Below are 15,528 nucleotides of genomic sequence, written 5' to 3' on the forward strand. Positions count from 1 at the left end.
AGAACTCGCCCAACTAACTGCAACGGACTCGGACGTGGAAACATGGAACCAAAGATGAACACACGTGTTCGCGCTGTGGAACAGCCTTTCCGATCACAACACGACACACAGAGATTGTTCGGCGAGATCTCGTCGATACGCCCCAGCCGCCGTGTCTCGAACGGCTCTGTGCAGACCCCTGGGAAGTATATATCGAGGAGTTTCTGGGCAGGGATTTCGATGGTGGACGCAATGAGTCCGAACTCACTCAATCAAAGTGAGTTGTGTCCTTCCGCCCTGATTCACACAGCTATCGATCGAGTGGGAGGGCGACGAAATTAGCGCCGACGCCAGGCGATGTATCCACCCACCGCAGCAATACCGACCACAATCGCAGCTATCGACTGATAGACTGTGGACGCGGGACTCCGCCGCGAGTTCCACTCCTCCATCCAGTCCTCTTCGAGTGATTCGGCCCGGTCTTGGACGTCGTCGAACTCGAAGTCGTCGAGGCCGAGTGCTGCGGTTTGGTTTGCAGCGACAGCCGACTCGTTATGGACCCTCCAGAAGTGTTGTGCCGTCTCATTTCCGCGTTCGGGAACTGACGACACGTTCATCGCGATGGTCTCGCTCGTGCTGGCCACCTCGCCGAGCGGCTCGGCAATACTGCTGTATCCGAGATGATCCGAGAGATCGTCTTTCGCGTCGAGCGTCGCTGCGTACTGATCATAGAGCCGTTGGGGGTCGACGTCAGTTCCGTTCTCCCGCTGTTCGAGCAGTTCGATGAGAGCTGTCGCATTCGACCGGTACGCGGTCGAAGCGTTCTCGAAAGAGCGAAGTTCCGGGTGCAGTTCGCGTGCGGTTTCGTTGAATTCGGGGATCTGGGGTGCTGCCTCGACTGACGCGTTATAGACCGTCGTCCCGTTTTCACGGACCGCTTTCATCCGCTCCATGTACACGAGCGTCTCGTTGATTGCAGTGGCCGTCGATGAGACGTTGGTTGCTGCCGTGCTGGTGTTCTGTGACGTCGTGCGGAGTTGATTGATGTCTTCCGCTCCGAGGTCTTGAACGGCCCGTCGTTGTGCGAGTGCTGTAAGAACCGCTTCAGCAGTTGATTCCGAGGTGACACGCTCACCATTCGTATAGATGTCAATGCCACTGGCCCAGGAGAAGACGTTCTTGTGTTCGTAGACGCTGTACTGTTGTCCGTCAACGGTGATGTCCGCAATATGGGTCGTGTCTTGGTCCAGCAGTACCGGCTGGGGATCTGACGCTCCCTGCGCAAGGGCGCCCATTGGCGTTGCGCCCACCAAGAACATTATGACCACGAGGCTAGTAACAAGTTTTCTTCCGTTCATCGTCCACGTGTGACCTTACGTTGTGCTGATAAGGAAGGAGATGGAGCGTTACAAATGACGAAACTGTAGGAAGTCTCCGAGAAGCTGGTCGCTATGTGGTACCTAGCTTTCGGGGAATGAAACTATGAACGAGGAATTATGACTCATCTCTGCTTTCGATCCGGTAGCAGGGCCAATTCACTCCAAGAAATCGATGTGGGTATTTTGCCGTCTCACGTTATGACTCTTATCTCTACCAAACGCGATGACTGCTGGGGGTGGCTGGATTAATTATATGCCTGGCCGATTCACAACGTGGCGAGGAGATGCAGCGAGTGGTCTCGTTGTTCTTGCTCCGCTTCTCGTCATAGCGTATGTTGTCATATGGATATACAGTTTGCTTGCTAGTTTCCCGGTATTGAATGCTGTGCAGCCACCAATCGTTCGCGTCGCAATCGTTCTCGCCGGGTTCGCTGGGCTCGTCTTGGTCACCGGCTCATTAATGCGGACGACGACTGGAACAATCGTTGAAGCCACACTGGATACGCTCGTGAATCGTATCCCTGGATTGCGAATCGTCTATAACGCCTCGAAAATGGGAATCGAGACGGTTGTTGACGGCACTGACCACCTACGCACGCCAGTGCGAGTTGAAACGTGGCCCGGGATGTATATGACTGGATTCAAGACTGGAAATCGTGCGTCGGATGGACGTGATGTAGTGTTCATTGGCTGTGTTGAATCGCCATACTGCGGTGGAATTCACGGTTTCACAGCTCGCTTGATGTTATAGACGACACACATCAACGCGATTTCTCGGAACTCACGGAACCACGAACGCGCTCGCACGGCGAAGCCGAGCGAGCGCTTGACAGCCGAGTTGACGGTCTCGGTCATCGAGCGCTGATTGTAGCGCTGTTCGTCGATTCTGGCGTTGTGCGCGTGGTCGTAGGGTGCGAAGATGCGATGTTTGATGAGCGGGCGAATCCCGAGGTCACGAAGGGATTCGCGGAGCGATTGCTTGTCGTATCCCTTGTCAGCGGCAAGAGACTGCAGATCGCCCGCATTCCGGCGGGCGATCTGCTCGGCGAGGTCTGCGTCGCTTCCTTCTCGGTTTGTCGAGCAGTGTACGTCAAGGACGGCTTGAGAGTCTGTATCGACGAGTTTCGTGACCTTGAGCTTCTGCACGCGGTAACTCGTCCGCTGGCAGTAGTGGCGGCTTGCGGCTGAGCGTTCGTAGAATGTAGCGTCGATCGCACCGTGTTTCGAGGGGTCGTGCAGCTGCGCCGACTGGCGCAGCAGCACTCGACAGACGCTCATCTCGATCCGGTCGAATGCTTTACACACCGTCGATGGATGAGGGAGATCGGCCACGTCGAGGCCGATCTCCCCGGTTATTTGCGGCATCTCTTTGAGCAGATCGATAGTCATGCGGTAGGACGTATCGAGGTAAATCCGGAGACAATGGATGGAAACGAAGGCATAGTCGGCGAATCCGCCGCCACCTTCCGGGGCGGCGGATTCGCCTCGTTCACCCGTAACTCTTTGAGCGATCGAGACACAGCGCTCGGTGAAGCGGGAGATTTGCGTCATGGACAACGGAAGCCTCCCGCTTCAATTCCTTTGATTTAGCGACCGATCCCGCCGCTGTCTAGTGATTCAACAGAGCCTGTTCATTCCGACGGCACCGAACATCACAACAGGGTTTGTCGTTGAACTTGAGACGGAGGACGTAACAGAACTCGATGAATCCGTTGAGGATGCCCTCATCCGCATTATTAGTTGCGGGTTTGGAGAAGCCCCACAACCGGATGCTCTAAATGAAGAAGACCGACCACCGAACTCACCGTCACCTACGACAACTGATTAATCCAACGGATTATGATCAACCAAGTCCGGAATATAGCGTCCAACAGGCTTTCGTCGTAAACAGTCAGTACCGAGATAGGGCATAGAAAATAACGACAAGTCCTGCAGTAATAACCAGGCTATCAAGCGTTTGAAGCGCAAGCGATTCACGGGCACCAAGATTGTAGTCTTGCCGAACACCGAGTTGATAGATGATGTCGAGGAGGCCACCGAGAGTGATGAGTGCGAAACCTCCTGCTGCGAGGCGGAGGCTGTGTTGTTGAATGCGAAGATAGGCTCGATAGCTGAGCACGGTCAAGCTTCCTCCGGCGATGAACAGGAGTGAATTGGCTACGAGGAAACTCCAGAACTCCGGCGGCTCAGCCATGATTATCCACCACTGAGATCAGACGACGAACTATCACGGTGACGAGAGTCTGCGTTCGTATCGTTTGAGACCTCTGTCGCTCCCTTTTCGAGGTCGTTCCAGAAATCCGTGAACTTGTCAGAGTAGTCTTTCTTGAGCTGGATATCGATATCGAACTGTCCTTCGTCAACCTGGAACCGTGCCTCCTTGAGACTCGTTCTGAATCGTTTGTAGTGATGGCCCTCATCGTCGAGTTCCATCTGTTCGTCCAGCATATCGTATTCCTGGAGCGCGTGAATCCGTCGATAAATCGTTGGCTCCGAGACCCCACAGTGTTCGGCGAGTTCGGTGGCTGACAGGGGTTTGAGGCTGGCTAACGCAAGAATTTGCCGAGCAACCTCGCTCCCGAGGACGTCGAACACGTTCTCTGGCTCCCATTCTTTGCTCACAGTCCATGCCACCTCTGCGTTGCTTCCCCGCGTATGTACGATTGAGGGATTGGCTTCACGGTCCGAAGACGTCCCGCAACCGTTCGTATTCAGTTTTTGCTACGGTTGTCGTATCAATCTTTCCTAATAGTGTCGGGTTCCGTAGTGGAAAGGGGCAGGGGTGGGGAAGGGAGCTACAGACGAGGGGTGGGCACGACGAATCGAAGGGTACCTCTAATCTGTTTTCAACCGGCTTTTGAGGTATCGTGATCTCCGTTCACCGTGGGTTTCCGGATATCATAGATACCCAATCAGAGATTTGAGTTCGTTCCTTGTTAATGGGACTCTGGGATTCGCTATCCGAAACCGTGCTTAACGGAGATACCATTGGCGAACGATTGCACGAATAGTGCCCGTGCAGGATGTCATATTGAAGCTTTCACTTCTAGACGAAATGCTGACTGAACTCGTTCGTTCTGTTCGCCAATGGATGTCCGCAATCACGGTCTCGGATGAAACCAAAATCGCCCTTGTTGCGATCGGTGTACTGCTCGTCTTCGGGTATTTCTTCGTACTCCCCCGTCTACGACGTCGCCGCCATTCCCATCCTGCTATCGCGGTCAAAGCACGGAAGGTGCAACAGGATACCTCAAAAGCAGATGACTGGGTTGTTGTCTGCCAAAACTGTGGCGCACGGAATCCCGTCGGATATCGATACTGCCACAATTGTATCAACCGGTTACCTTCGACGGTTCGGAGATCCTGGGACGATGATCGAATGTCTGACCAGTGAATCGCCGCGGGGGTCACGTCCCGGGGCATTCGCTCCGACCAGATGTACACCGCTTCACTACCCGAAACCGGGAAACTGGCTTTACAAACTGTTACCGGGTAGGTAGGGTGGTCCCATATGAAACTCGGCGTCGTCGGTCTCGGCCAAGCGGGTGGGAAAATCGTTGATGCCCTCCTTGAGTACGATCAGCGAACGAACAGCCACATCGTCCATGATGCACTCGCGGTCAACACAGCAACGGCTGATCTCAACGCACTCGAGCACGTTCCAGCGGACGCACGGGTACTCATCGGGCAGTCACAGGTCGGCGGGCAGGGTGTCGGTGGCGATAATGAGCTTGGTGCCACAATCACCACCGAAGATATCACCGAGATCCAGCACGTCATCGACACGATTCCTGTCCATGAAATCGATGCGTTTCTCCTCGTCGCTGCCCTCGGTGGAGGGACGGGAAGTGGTGCCCTTCCCGTCGTCGGCCGGCACCTCAAGCAGCTGTATACTGAGCCGGTTTATGGGCTCGGCATTCTCCCGAGCACCAATGAAGGCGGGCTCTATTCACTCAATGCCGCTCGCTCCTCACAGACTGCTGTCCGGGAACTGGACAACCTCCTTGTCTTCGATAACGACGCCCATCGACAGGCAAACGAGTCACTGACGGGCGGATACACAGCGATCAATCGAGAGCTCGCGACTCGCCTTGGCGTCCTCTTCGGAGCGGGTGACATTGACATGGGAACCGCGAATCCAGAAAGTGTCGTCGATGCAAGCGAAATCATAAACACTCTCAAGGGCGGTGGTGTCTCCACACTCGGATATGCCTCCCAGCCACTCGACGAGGAGAACGGTGCTGAGTCGGCAGGCCTCCTCTCCCGATTTACGAGTGGGTCTTCCCCGGATTCAGCTGGGGGAACGAATCGGATAACAAGTCTCGTTCGCCGTGCAACCCTTGGCCGTCTCACCCTCCCAGTCGAACCCGCCAACGTCTCGATCGACCGCGGCCTCGTTATCGTCGCCGGTCCCAGTGACAGTCTCACCCGTAAAGGAATCGAACGTGGGCGAACATGGGTAGAAGAGCAAACCGGGTGTCTTTCGATACGTGGCGGTGATTACCCACTTCCAGAGTCGAACACGGTCGCAGTCGTTGTTCTGTTTTCTGGTATATCAGGTGCTGATCGACTTCGAGAATTGCGATCAGTCGGAAGTGAAGCACAGACCACGAATTCGGAGAGGGCTGGGTCCTCGGATCGCCATCTCGAATCGATTCTTGGAGATGATGCGGACGAACTCGACTCGCTTTTTTAATACGACATTCTCCCCCAATTTCGGAATGCGCGTCCTCCTCCTTGAGGGCGTTCATGAGTACGCATCTCCGAAAAAATAATCAGCTATTGCTTTACTCGACTCGAAGAGTCCATCAATATGGAAGTAACGTGCTTCACCTGAAGGTTGACCAGTTAGAGGAGCGTTGGGATATACTCCACAAGCGATTCCAAGAGACGATTGCCCGAAAATCGAACACCCGTGTTTCAGCTGTTTTCTGTACCTCACTCGAGTAATGGTCCCCGTCGTGTTCGAATCTCGTCGCCGGGCTACTCCCCGGAACCATCAAAACGTAGCCGCGGTCAGCCTTCGCGATGCCGTCATCCTAATCGTTTCCTCAACAGTCACGTCCCGAGCCTTGTCCTCCTCAACGAGTGTCTCGGGAGGATCGTTTTCTTGAGACGACAACGACCTACTGAACAGAAAGCAAGAACTGGGCAGAGCCTCCGGAACGTCCCAGAAGTTCGGGGCAGAGCAGGATATCCGCTGACACCGAGAAAGCTAAACACAGAATACTCAGGACCTTGCCGTCCATCCCGGACAAGATATCGAGTACGTGATCGTCGACGACGAGAAATCCTCGCGGGACCGCGTTGTCCTCGCTCACAAAGAGATCGACACCTCGATGCATCTCCTTACGATACGCAGCTGGTCCGAGCTGTCGAGAGTATACTGTCTCGCTTTGACTGGAACTAGAACGACATCCGGCGTGAGCTCAGTGGAACACATGTAGTCGGTATCACGGACTGAACCTGACGAACCCCCTCCCCCCTTTTTCGAGTTGTAAGTCGCGGGGAACAGGCTATCCAAGACGTAGTGTAGCGAGAGTTGAGGTAACTAAAGTTGGTGTAGAGGTGGTAAGACGCGATAATACGCGGGATGAGAACCACAAGCGAGATGGAGTCGTTATCTACATCCCGAGACATCAATCGTCTAGCTCAGCTAGACGATATATTCTATTCGTCTCTAGTACGGTTATGGTAAGATAGGGTGTGACATAAACTTTCGCATATCTAGTTGTGAGTTGGAAGATTAGACACTCAACCTATCTATCGTGCATATTCGCCACTATCGGCTGCTTTGCAGTCCCTCTTGCTGTTCACCCCCTCCCCGAGGCTACGAGTTTACAACTCGAAAAAGGGGGGAGGGGGTGAAACATTCGAGATCACCAAAGCGGCTTCACCAGCAATCATATCCGAAACCTGGTATTCCTCTCACTCGTGAACGGATTCTACGAGCGTCGTTCGTTCGCAATCATTCTGGCGCTTACTACTCGAAAACGGGGAGTGTGAGAAAGACCGTATCACCCTGAGCATCATTCACAAAATCCGGATTATGTGGATTTTGCTCCGAGACCCACCTCGACTCACTTCTCCTTACAACATGAGGGTGGGAGCATCGAACCAGGTGTGTTACCGCCCCCAACATCTTACAACTCGAAAATGGGGGGTCCGGGTCATCGAGGAAGTTCGACGATAGCGAGCTTCGTCGAACCGTTACAACTCGACAACGGAGGGTGATAGATTCCGAAGACGGTATCTGACTCATCCAGAGGATACGGGTCTGTAGTCGTTAGATAGCCTGTTTTCGCCCGGTTACAACTCCACAAGGGTCCATATTTTTATACCCAGAGTTCGAGGGGGTTCATAATGGGACGAGAGGGACGTAGAGCAGGATCGAATAATCCGGAAGGTGAGGAGGGTGGTGAATCTTCTGCTGCTGATCCTGAAAACCCCGAATCGATGGATGAGGAGGTGGAGTCTCCTGGCACGTCACAAGCGACCTTCGGAAACGGATCAGATCCCGCCGATTCGTCTCAAGAAGCAACTAACGGCGACGGTGGCGGTATCTCAATTCGTGATCGGCTCCAAACCGAGTCGTCCGGTGGGGTATTCGCGAACAAAGACCTCGTCCGGTCAGATACCATCATCGACGAGGATCGTATCGTCGGTCGTGACGACCAGCTGGGCCGTGTCGTCGACAATCTAAAACCGATCCTCCAGAATGAGGGGATCCCCGATATGCTTCTGAGTGGTCCCTCTGGAACGGGGAAATCGCTCATCATTCATGCAGTCTGTAAACAGATCGTCGAACTGTGTGAATCCCAAGGCAAGACCTTCGGGGTCATTTCAATCAACTGCGAGGGGCCGAAGACCGCAGATCGGGCTGTCTATCGGTTAGTCAAAGCTGCTGCCGACGACCTTGGCGTTGATCCTGGTGTTCCCCAAACCGGTGTCTCAACGGATCAGAAGCTGGAGCGACTGTACGAACTGATGCGAGAGTATTACGACGGTGTCATCTTCATTCTCGATGAAATCGATATGCTCGAGGGACCGTATCAGGAGGCAGAGTACAATTCTCTCATCTACCAGCTTTCACGGGCTCGCAAACTCGCTGACTTTGATGGTCCCATCTCGCTCACGACGATCACGAACTACGCCGACTTTATGAAGGACCTCAACAGCCGCGCACAGAGTTCTTACAACCCTGACGATATCTTCTTCGACGATTACGATGCGAACCAACTCCGTAGTATTCTCCGCAACCGGCGGGACGCCTTCAAGCCAGACTCACTTGCAGATGACGTTGTTCCGCTTGTTGCTGCGTTCGGCTCCCAAACGCACGGGGATGCGCGGAAAGCGATTGATCTCCTCAGATGGGCTGGCGAATTAGCTGAGCGGCGTGGAGCTGACACAGTTACCGAGACTGATGTCCGTGAAGCCCAGGAGAAATACACCGAAAACCGCAAGCTCCGCCATATCAGCGGCATTTCAACTCAAAAGAAACTCTCTATCTACGCCGTGGCGGCGACGGCCAACTACGCAAGAGAACATCCTGAGTGGATCCCAGCTGGACCTGCGTTCAAGACGTACCAATTCATTGCTGATACGATGGACGCAGACCAGTACAGTCGCGAGACGTTCGTAAATCACGTCACAGAACAGAGTACGTACGGTGTGTTGGACTTCGAGCGTCGGGGCAAGGGGCGAGGCAGAGGAGTGCATATGTATTTCTCCCTCTCCGAGGATCCGGAAACGATCATGGAGACGATCCGTGAGGATTCCCGGTTCGAAGATCTAGCTCACGAAGAGGCGACTATCAGCGCGGTTGTCCGCGAACGGCTGAAGCAGTTCCGGAGTAAGAACTAATCCCGCCTGTATTCACCCCACACTTACTACTCGAAAATGGGGGGTGTCCTTCGTCGGGATGTCTCGTTACTACTCGAAAACGGGGGGTGGGTGAGTCAAGAGATTTGACGTGCCGGTCGATGTACTGTGGTATCTCCTTGCCCTCTCCCATTTACAACTCGAAAACGGGGGTGTGTTCTACGATTTTCTTGTCGCCGATACCATCGATGATACGGAGACCGTGGGGAAACGACGGCAACGTAGGGTGGGAGCCCCGAGTTGAGTTCACTCGTCGGGATTCACCGGTCCTTTGTACTTCGATGTCACTGAATCTCCTTCCCGCCACTGCCAGTAGTAGTAGCGGTTGTCGTTGATTTCCTTGATCGTGATCGTCGCCTTCGCTGGCACGTCGTCCGGGAGGTCATCGGGGCGCTCCTCGACGTCGGCGGCGGCCGCCTCTTCCTCCTTGAGACGAGCTTCACGCTCCTTGTATTTGGCCAACGCCTCGGCGTAGCTGGCAACGTCCCGAAGATGCGCCGATGTGGCTTCGTTGAGCGTGTTGACGATCTCCGTTGGGAGGTTCGCCGGTGGGGTCGGGGGTTCGTAGGACATCGGCTGCTCTCGTGTTAACCAACACTACCCGCGACTCCATAGTTTTGTTGGTTAATACGATGGAGACGGTTCTCATAATGGCTGTCTGTAACACTACTCGAAACTTCTTTATAAATAAGTTTCGTACTATGTTACGCCGTGCTCCGGCGCATCGAGCTTGAGGTCCTCGCCACGGTCGACCGCGGCGACACGATCTCCGAGCTCGCGACGAAGCTTGACCACAGCGAGAGCTACCTCTCCCGTGCCGTCGGCGACCTCGTCGAGAAGGGGCTCGTCTATACGGAACGTGACGGCCGCCGAAAACGAGTCGTCCCATCGAATGCTCGTGCCGTCGAACTCTACCAGGACCTCGTTCGCCAGCACTCCCACATCGACTTCCCCGAGCTGCTAACCGGGAAGGCACTCGAAGTGCTGTACTACCTTGACCAGCCGCTGACCGTCTCCGAGATCGCCGACCGGAGCGACAACTACCGCAACACGGTCAACCGCGTCCTCAAGCGGTTTCGTGACCGCGGGCTCGTCGGGACCGTCGACGGCCACTACGAGTTCAACGCCGACTTCGGCCGCCTCCACGCGTTCGCACGTGAACTTGCACACCATCTGCATCGCCAGCACCTCGAAGCCGTCGCCCTGAAGGGCACGATTCTCTGGGCGGACTACGACGAATTCCTCGCGCAGGCCGAGACGGAGATCGACGCGGAGGCGTTCCACGAAACCGGCCTCGCTCGGTTCGCGGCCTTCGACCTCCAGTTCCTGCTCACCGGCCATCGCTACTACTTCTACTCCGAGGATCTCGACGCAGTCTCGCCGGCGGAACTTTGCTGTCACACGCTATTGATCGACGACGGCAGCCGCCACCGCTCGTACTGTCTCCTCCTGCTCAGCCACGTCGACGTCGACGAGGCGGACCTCCGAGAGCAGGCGGCGAAGTATGGTCTCGAAGACGAAATCGACGCCTTGCTCCGCTACCTCGAGACGCACGGCGAGGTCGACGACGACCGGCTCCCGGAGTGGGACGAGTTCCAGGAGCTGGCGGCTGACTACGAGGTACGACTAGCCTGAGCGTGAACATCGCCACCAGCCGTGTCGTCTGCCAGCGTCAGTTCGGATCGTAGGGATTCGTTGCTGTATCGAGCCGATAGACATCCTCGACGGCGTCAAAATCGTCGTCAAACGCATACAGGTAGCCGAGCCCTTCGGTTTGCATATACGCGACAATGCAGGCATCGACGAAGGAGAGGGGTTCGTGTTGGCGAAAGAGGGCCTTCCCGGTCGCGAGGGCATCGGTGGTGAGGGAGTCGATGTGGAAGCGGGCGTTTTCTTCGATGCGATCGAGGAGATCGACGGCTGCGTCGTGGCCGGCGTGGGTCGTGAGGCCGTTGAGCGTTTCCGCGAGCACGTAGTCGAGGACGACTGCCTCCGGTAGCGCTCCATCGTCGATGCCTCGGAGCACTGGGAGCGCAACGTCGTGGGATCCATCCCGCCGGTATGCGGCGGCAAAGAGGACTGTCGTATCGATGAGTGCCCGCGGCATTTACTCGACGTCGACGCCCCAGGCGTCGTGCTCGCTCGTCACATCGGCCGCCTCCTCACCAGCGTAGCCGTCGAAGTCGGCGAACGTGCCGGTTTGCTGTTGGATGACGTGGACCCGAATGCTCCCGTCGTCCTCGAGACGCCAACGGAGGTGATCGCCATCGTCGATATCAAGTTCACGCCGAATCCGGGCGGGGATGTTTGCCTGGTTTCCAGACACCTTGCTTTCGGCGTCGATTCTGTCGCTACTCATACCTCACGGTAGGTGACCGGCCGTGAAAAGTCTAGTGTGCCGCCACACTACTCAGTCGCATAAGAGCGATTCCGACGAGAAAGATGGCGATTTACCCTGAGGTCGTTGGGAGCCGACCATCCGGACGTGGAACACGACCCTGTTTGATCTCGTGATCGACGCGACGCAGATGCTTACAGCCGCCTTCGGGTGAGCGCTGCTGCCAGTCGGGACAGGAACACGACTCGTCGACGACGTCAACTTCGTACCGGTTTCCGGACGCGGACTGTACTTCGTAGCGGCCACCTTTCGAGAGGAGCGAGACGTCCATCGCTTCAGCGACGGCACGCGCCGTGCGGGGCTCGAGATCGTCCTGCGACTGTGTGTTCTCGTCGACGACCAGTCGGTCGCGAACGTCGCCCGTTCGACCCCCGTCCGGAGCGACGGCTTCCGCAGGGCCACTGAGCCGCTCGTGGAGCACTTCCTCCACCGGATGGCCTTCCGGCCACAGGTAGTGGATCTCACGGCGCTCGCGATGATCGTAGGAGCCACAGGCGGCAGCGCTCCCAGTCCAGACACGCCACGCCCCGAGTGCTGCCATCACGTCGACGATGACTCGCGGAACAGCCTCGTACTCGTCGGGGTAGAACATCCGGAAGCGAGTACACTCCGCCTGCGGCGGAACCGTCTCCCACCACTCGACGTCGTCATCCCAGCTCTCGTACATCGCTTTGTCCTCCCCGTATCCGACAGTCACGCCGTCAATCTGCGGTATCTCCACCGATGTTTCGTCAGCCTCGTCTTCGAGTAGCCGAAGGACGGCGTACCGAAGATACTCGTGATTCGGATTGTCTGATGATTGGGCGACCTGCTCGTGGTGCTCTGCGACCCGCTCTGCATCGTCGAGAACGGTCGTTAGATATCGGTCGGTCATGGTTCGTGGAGACGGGACTGCGCCTCCGCCCCTCGGCGGGCGCTGATAGACTTAACCAACAAATAGCGATCAGTCGTATCCTCTGTTGGTTAACCCTTCTCTGCTCGAATGCTGAGCCGGATCGGACTACCGGAGCCAAGAATTGTATATCTGTATAGAGATAACTCCATAGGAAATACGAGGGACAAGACTAATACCGCTAGATGCGATACCGATAACTAACGATGATGGAGTACGTCGACGAGACCGCGGCGAAGATCATGGTCGCGGCCCGGCCGGGTGACTCGATCCGGCGAATCGCCCAGAAGATCGACGGCTCCTACTCGTGGGTCTACGACTGGATCGAGCGGTTAGAGGACGCAGGCTTCATCCGGCGTGAAGACGGCGTCTACATCGAGAAGTACGTTGTCAGGGATCGCTACTACGACCTCGTCGCGGCCATTTCTCGCGCTGTCCCCCCCTCGATCGACGACGGCTACGTCATTCCACACTTCGCCGGGATGCCCTTTGCGTACACGAAAATCGATGGCGTCTACGTCTGGACCCACGGCGGCTATCAGATCGCTCGCGGCCACGACGATTATCCGATCTTCATCCAGGTCGCCGACCGGGATATCGAACGGTGGACGGCGTTCTTTGATGAGTTCGGGATTCCGAGCCGGATCGAAGAGCGGCCGGACGCGACCGACTACGATGCGACTGTCTCGTACGTGTTGTTCCCGACGAGTGGGGAGATCACTCGCGAGTGGGTTGACGGCAATCCGGTTATTCCGTTGGATGAGGCAATCGAGCACATGTTGGAGTACCGGGTGAACTACGAACCGGCGTTGGAGATGATCGCCGACGAGTACGACCGCGATATCGACGCGTCCCACGAGGATCCGCGTTTGAACGCATGAGTCTCGGTGAACGCGAAGACGAGCTGCTGGACACCCTGGAGGCTGTCATTGACGCTGACCTGCCGTACGTGCTCGTCGGTGGGTGGGCGATCGCGGCGTTCAATCAACGCTTCACCACGGACGTCGACGTCGTCATTCCGGCACAAGCGGTTGACGACTACACCGACCTTCTCACCGACCGCGGCTACGAGAAAACGGCCGATGTCGAGCGAAGCGAGCTCTACGAGGGCCGTACTATCCGGTTTACGAAAGATATCGGGAATCCGGTTCGGTTCGACGCGATGGTCGACGCACTTGGCTGTCGCCAGACGGAAGCTGAATGGTCGTATCGCTATCTGGCCCAGCACTCTGTCACCCAAGAACTGCGAACCGGCCGCCCGGTAACAGCCAGGATTCCGGAACGGGAACTGCTGTTCGCGGTGAAACTTCACAGTGGGCGCAAGGCAGACTCCCGGGATCTGGTAGTGCTGGCTGCTGGCGCGGATTTCGACCGGATCGCGACTCATCTGCATCGCGGAGAGTCCGAGAAGCTCGCTGGTCGCATCGAGACTGTCCTCAACCGCCTCACGTCGGAGGATTTCGCAGATGCATTCAAAGGAGTCTTCGAACAGCAAACGGTTCCCGAACAGGATATCGATGCCGTCGTTGAGTTCCTTCGTGACCAGCAGCGCCGAATCGATTCTGAACGATAACATCGACTGTCGATGGGTATGTCCCGGGACCGATCGAAACACACGGGGTCGGGACGCCGAACGAATTAACCAACAATGTCGACAGAGTACCCTCCGGCGTTGGTTAACAGCCGGGAAGGGGGTGTTCAGCCCTCTACAACTGTGTCGATGATCTCCTGAGCGGTCGAACTGATCCGGCCGAGACGCTCCTGAATGCTCTCCGCATCGTCGTCCTGCCACGCGGCAAGATAGAACGCTGACCCGCTCGTATCCAGGTTGAAATACCGCCCGACGATGTACGCAACGGCTTCGGCTTCGACCTCGCGCTTTGCGCGCTCGGGCTCGTTGTCGCCATCGAAATGAAGCAGCGCGTGGGCGTACTCGTGAACCAATGTCACCGCGAGATCGGCCTGATTTGAGCGGGCTTTCGCTTCGACAACGGGCTGGCCCTCGTGGAGAGTCCGGTGTTTGCAGACGCCTTTCGCGTCGCCATGCTCCCACTCGGCAGCGTCGACGACACGGACGTCGATATCGAGAGTAGTTGCCGCATGGAGGAGCGCTGGCACCAAGTCGTCGGCGTCACCAGCTGCCTCGGTTTCCAGCTCGGGGAGCGGTTCGCCCTCGGTTTGAGACACATCGAAGACTGCCGTTGGTTTGAATCCAACCAGTCCTTTCGACCACTCCTCGGGCGATGTCTCGTCGTAGTCACAGTCACTTTGCTCGTGGTAGCTCGGTGAGTTCTCGCACTCTGGGCACTGCTTCGTAATAATGGGTGCCCAGATCCAGATCGCCTGTTCACCTTCTTGGACGTGCCGGTCGAACTCATTTCGCCAGGTATTGTAGCCCGCAACGCGGGTCGCCTCGGGACACTGGAGCTTGATCAGGAGTGTGTTGCGATGTGAGTAGTCATGGAACCGGGACTGAACGTCGAGCCACTCCTGGAATTGCTGGCTGGCTTTCGCCTCGTCGACATCAACGACGAGCTCGTCGATCCAGTCTTCGATGGTGCTGTGCATCTCGTTGTTCCGTGTGTCGGTTTCCTCGAACGAGACCGACGTCTCACTAGCAGTCAACATGGATTGCATCACGTCGAGTACGACGGCGCTGCGTCAGGTCAGGACGCGCCGCACCCCTCGGGGGCGCACGATAAACGACGGCGCGACTGCGGGGTTTATGTCGGGGTTGCTATCGGAGGCTGGGATTAACAACCAGTGCGACACAATCACCGGGAGAATGGGTCTCGTCGAAACGCTCCGCGGGGTCGTTGGTACTCGCACGTCCAGCCCGTCTACCCTGTATGAGTGCCGCCACTGCGGAACGACCCTTTCCGAGGACGCCGAAACGTGTCCGACCTGTGGTGGAGAAGACGTTGTGTGCTACCAGTTCTAAGTACACGTCCTCCTATCTGGGCAGGTTGCAGTCAGACTCGTTTCTGTTCGAGATAGTG

15 protein-coding genes and 2 pseudogenes are annotated in these 15,528 nt (G+C 56.5%); 8 read left to right on the forward strand and 9 right to left on the reverse strand.

Going from position 1 to position 15,528, the window contains the following annotated elements; all coding sequences use genetic code 11:
* Positions 1 to 317 precede the first annotated feature (317 nt).
* Positions 318 to 1,274, reverse strand: coding sequence for a hypothetical protein (locus tag G9463_RS04570; protein ID WP_205254220.1), 957 nt, complete (start codon positions 1,272 to 1,274; stop codon positions 318 to 320).
* Positions 1,275 to 1,611: 337 nt separating this feature from the next.
* Here G9463_RS04570 and G9463_RS24460 point away from each other — a divergent pair, with 337 nt between their 5' ends.
* Positions 1,612 to 2,109 carry a DUF502 domain-containing protein gene (locus G9463_RS24460; protein ID WP_205254221.1) on the forward strand — a complete coding sequence of 166 codons (498 nt, stop codon included), beginning with the start codon at positions 1,612 to 1,614 and terminating at the stop codon, positions 2,107 to 2,109.
* Here G9463_RS24460 and G9463_RS04580 read toward each other — a convergent pair.
* The gene (locus G9463_RS04580; RefSeq protein ID WP_165896082.1) at positions 2,079 to 2,909 is read right to left on the reverse strand and encodes an IS5 family transposase; all 831 of its coding nucleotides are present in this window, start codon (positions 2,907 to 2,909) and stop codon (positions 2,079 to 2,081) included. The two genes, G9463_RS24460 and G9463_RS04580, sit on opposite strands and share 31 nt — an antisense overlap.
* Before the next feature lie 67 nt (positions 2,910 to 2,976).
* Between G9463_RS04580 and G9463_RS04585 the strand changes: the two are divergent.
* A pseudogene (locus G9463_RS04585) lies at positions 2,977 to 3,186 on the forward strand (hypothetical protein); the annotation flags it as partial.
* Between the two features lie 63 nt (positions 3,187 to 3,249).
* Here G9463_RS04585 and G9463_RS04590 read toward each other — a convergent pair.
* Positions 3,250 to 3,552, reverse strand: a complete 303-nt coding sequence (locus G9463_RS04590; RefSeq protein ID WP_165896083.1) for a hypothetical protein — start codon at positions 3,550 to 3,552, stop codon at positions 3,250 to 3,252.
* A gap of 2 nt (positions 3,553 to 3,554) precedes the next feature.
* Positions 3,555 to 3,980, reverse strand: coding sequence for a helix-turn-helix domain-containing protein (locus tag G9463_RS04595; RefSeq protein WP_049987698.1), 426 nt, complete (start codon positions 3,978 to 3,980; stop codon positions 3,555 to 3,557).
* A gap of 889 nt (positions 3,981 to 4,869) precedes the next feature.
* Here G9463_RS04595 and G9463_RS04600 point away from each other — a divergent pair.
* From G9463_RS04600 to G9463_RS04605, 3 genes and pseudogenes are all read left to right on the forward strand, one after another.
* Entirely contained in the window at positions 4,870 to 6,054 is a 1,185-nt protein-coding gene (locus G9463_RS04600) for a tubulin/FtsZ family protein (protein ID WP_165896084.1), read from the forward strand.
* Positions 6,055 to 6,589: 535 nt separating this feature from the next.
* Positions 6,590 to 6,765, forward strand: a pseudogene (locus G9463_RS24465) (DNA polymerase I); the annotation flags it as partial.
* 1,049 nt (positions 6,766 to 7,814) lie between these two features.
* Entirely contained in the window at positions 7,815 to 9,221 is a 1,407-nt protein-coding gene (locus G9463_RS04605; RefSeq protein ID WP_049987880.1) for an AAA family ATPase, read from the forward strand.
* A gap of 264 nt (positions 9,222 to 9,485) precedes the next feature.
* Here the strand turns inward: G9463_RS04605 and G9463_RS04610 are convergent, their stop codons facing one another.
* Positions 9,486 to 9,812, reverse strand: coding sequence for a hypothetical protein (locus tag G9463_RS04610; RefSeq protein ID WP_165896085.1), 327 nt, complete (start codon positions 9,810 to 9,812; stop codon positions 9,486 to 9,488).
* Between the two features lie 138 nt (positions 9,813 to 9,950).
* Between G9463_RS04610 and G9463_RS04615 the strand changes: the two genes are divergently transcribed.
* Positions 9,951 to 10,874 (forward strand): MarR family transcriptional regulator, encoded by a 924-nt coding sequence (locus tag G9463_RS04615; protein WP_049987285.1) that lies wholly within the window; start codon positions 9,951 to 9,953, stop codon positions 10,872 to 10,874.
* A gap of 37 nt (positions 10,875 to 10,911) precedes the next feature.
* On the opposite strand, the gene G9463_RS04620 is transcribed toward G9463_RS04615, so the two are convergent.
* From G9463_RS04620 to G9463_RS04630, 3 genes are all read right to left on the reverse strand, one after another.
* Positions 10,912 to 11,346, reverse strand: coding sequence for a PIN domain-containing protein (locus G9463_RS04620; protein WP_165896086.1), 435 nt, complete (start codon positions 11,344 to 11,346; stop codon positions 10,912 to 10,914).
* The gene (locus tag G9463_RS04625) at positions 11,347 to 11,598 is read right to left on the reverse strand and encodes an AbrB/MazE/SpoVT family DNA-binding domain-containing protein (protein ID WP_165896087.1); all 252 of its coding nucleotides are present in this window, start codon (positions 11,596 to 11,598) and stop codon (positions 11,347 to 11,349) included.
* Positions 11,599 to 11,689: 91 nt separating this feature from the next.
* A complete protein-coding gene (locus G9463_RS04630; protein ID WP_165896088.1) occupies positions 11,690 to 12,511 on the reverse strand; it encodes a hypothetical protein in 822 nt (273 codons plus the stop codon).
* Between the two features lie 227 nt (positions 12,512 to 12,738).
* On the opposite strand from G9463_RS04630, the gene G9463_RS04635 reads away from it, so the two are divergent.
* Together G9463_RS04635 and G9463_RS04640 are read left to right on the forward strand one after the other, a co-directional pair.
* On the forward strand, positions 12,739 to 13,410 hold the full coding sequence (locus G9463_RS04635; protein WP_165896138.1) for a helix-turn-helix domain-containing protein: 672 nt from the start codon (positions 12,739 to 12,741) through the stop codon (positions 13,408 to 13,410).
* Positions 13,407 to 14,102, forward strand: a complete 696-nt coding sequence (locus G9463_RS04640) for a nucleotidyltransferase domain-containing protein (protein ID WP_165896089.1) — start codon at positions 13,407 to 13,409, stop codon at positions 14,100 to 14,102. The genes G9463_RS04635 and G9463_RS04640 overlap by 4 nt, the downstream gene beginning before the upstream one ends.
* 125 nt (positions 14,103 to 14,227) lie before the next feature.
* Here G9463_RS04640 and G9463_RS04645 read toward each other — a convergent pair whose 3' ends face one another.
* The gene (locus G9463_RS04645; RefSeq protein ID WP_165896090.1) at positions 14,228 to 15,157 is read right to left on the reverse strand and encodes an ArdC-like ssDNA-binding domain-containing protein; all 930 of its coding nucleotides are present in this window, start codon (positions 15,155 to 15,157) and stop codon (positions 14,228 to 14,230) included.
* Between the last annotated feature and the right edge of the window lie 371 nt (positions 15,158 to 15,528).

It is taken from the genome of Haloarcula sp. JP-Z28 (assembly GCF_011440255.1).
Lineage (GTDB): Archaea > Halobacteriota > Halobacteria > Halobacteriales > Haloarculaceae > Haloarcula > Haloarcula marismortui.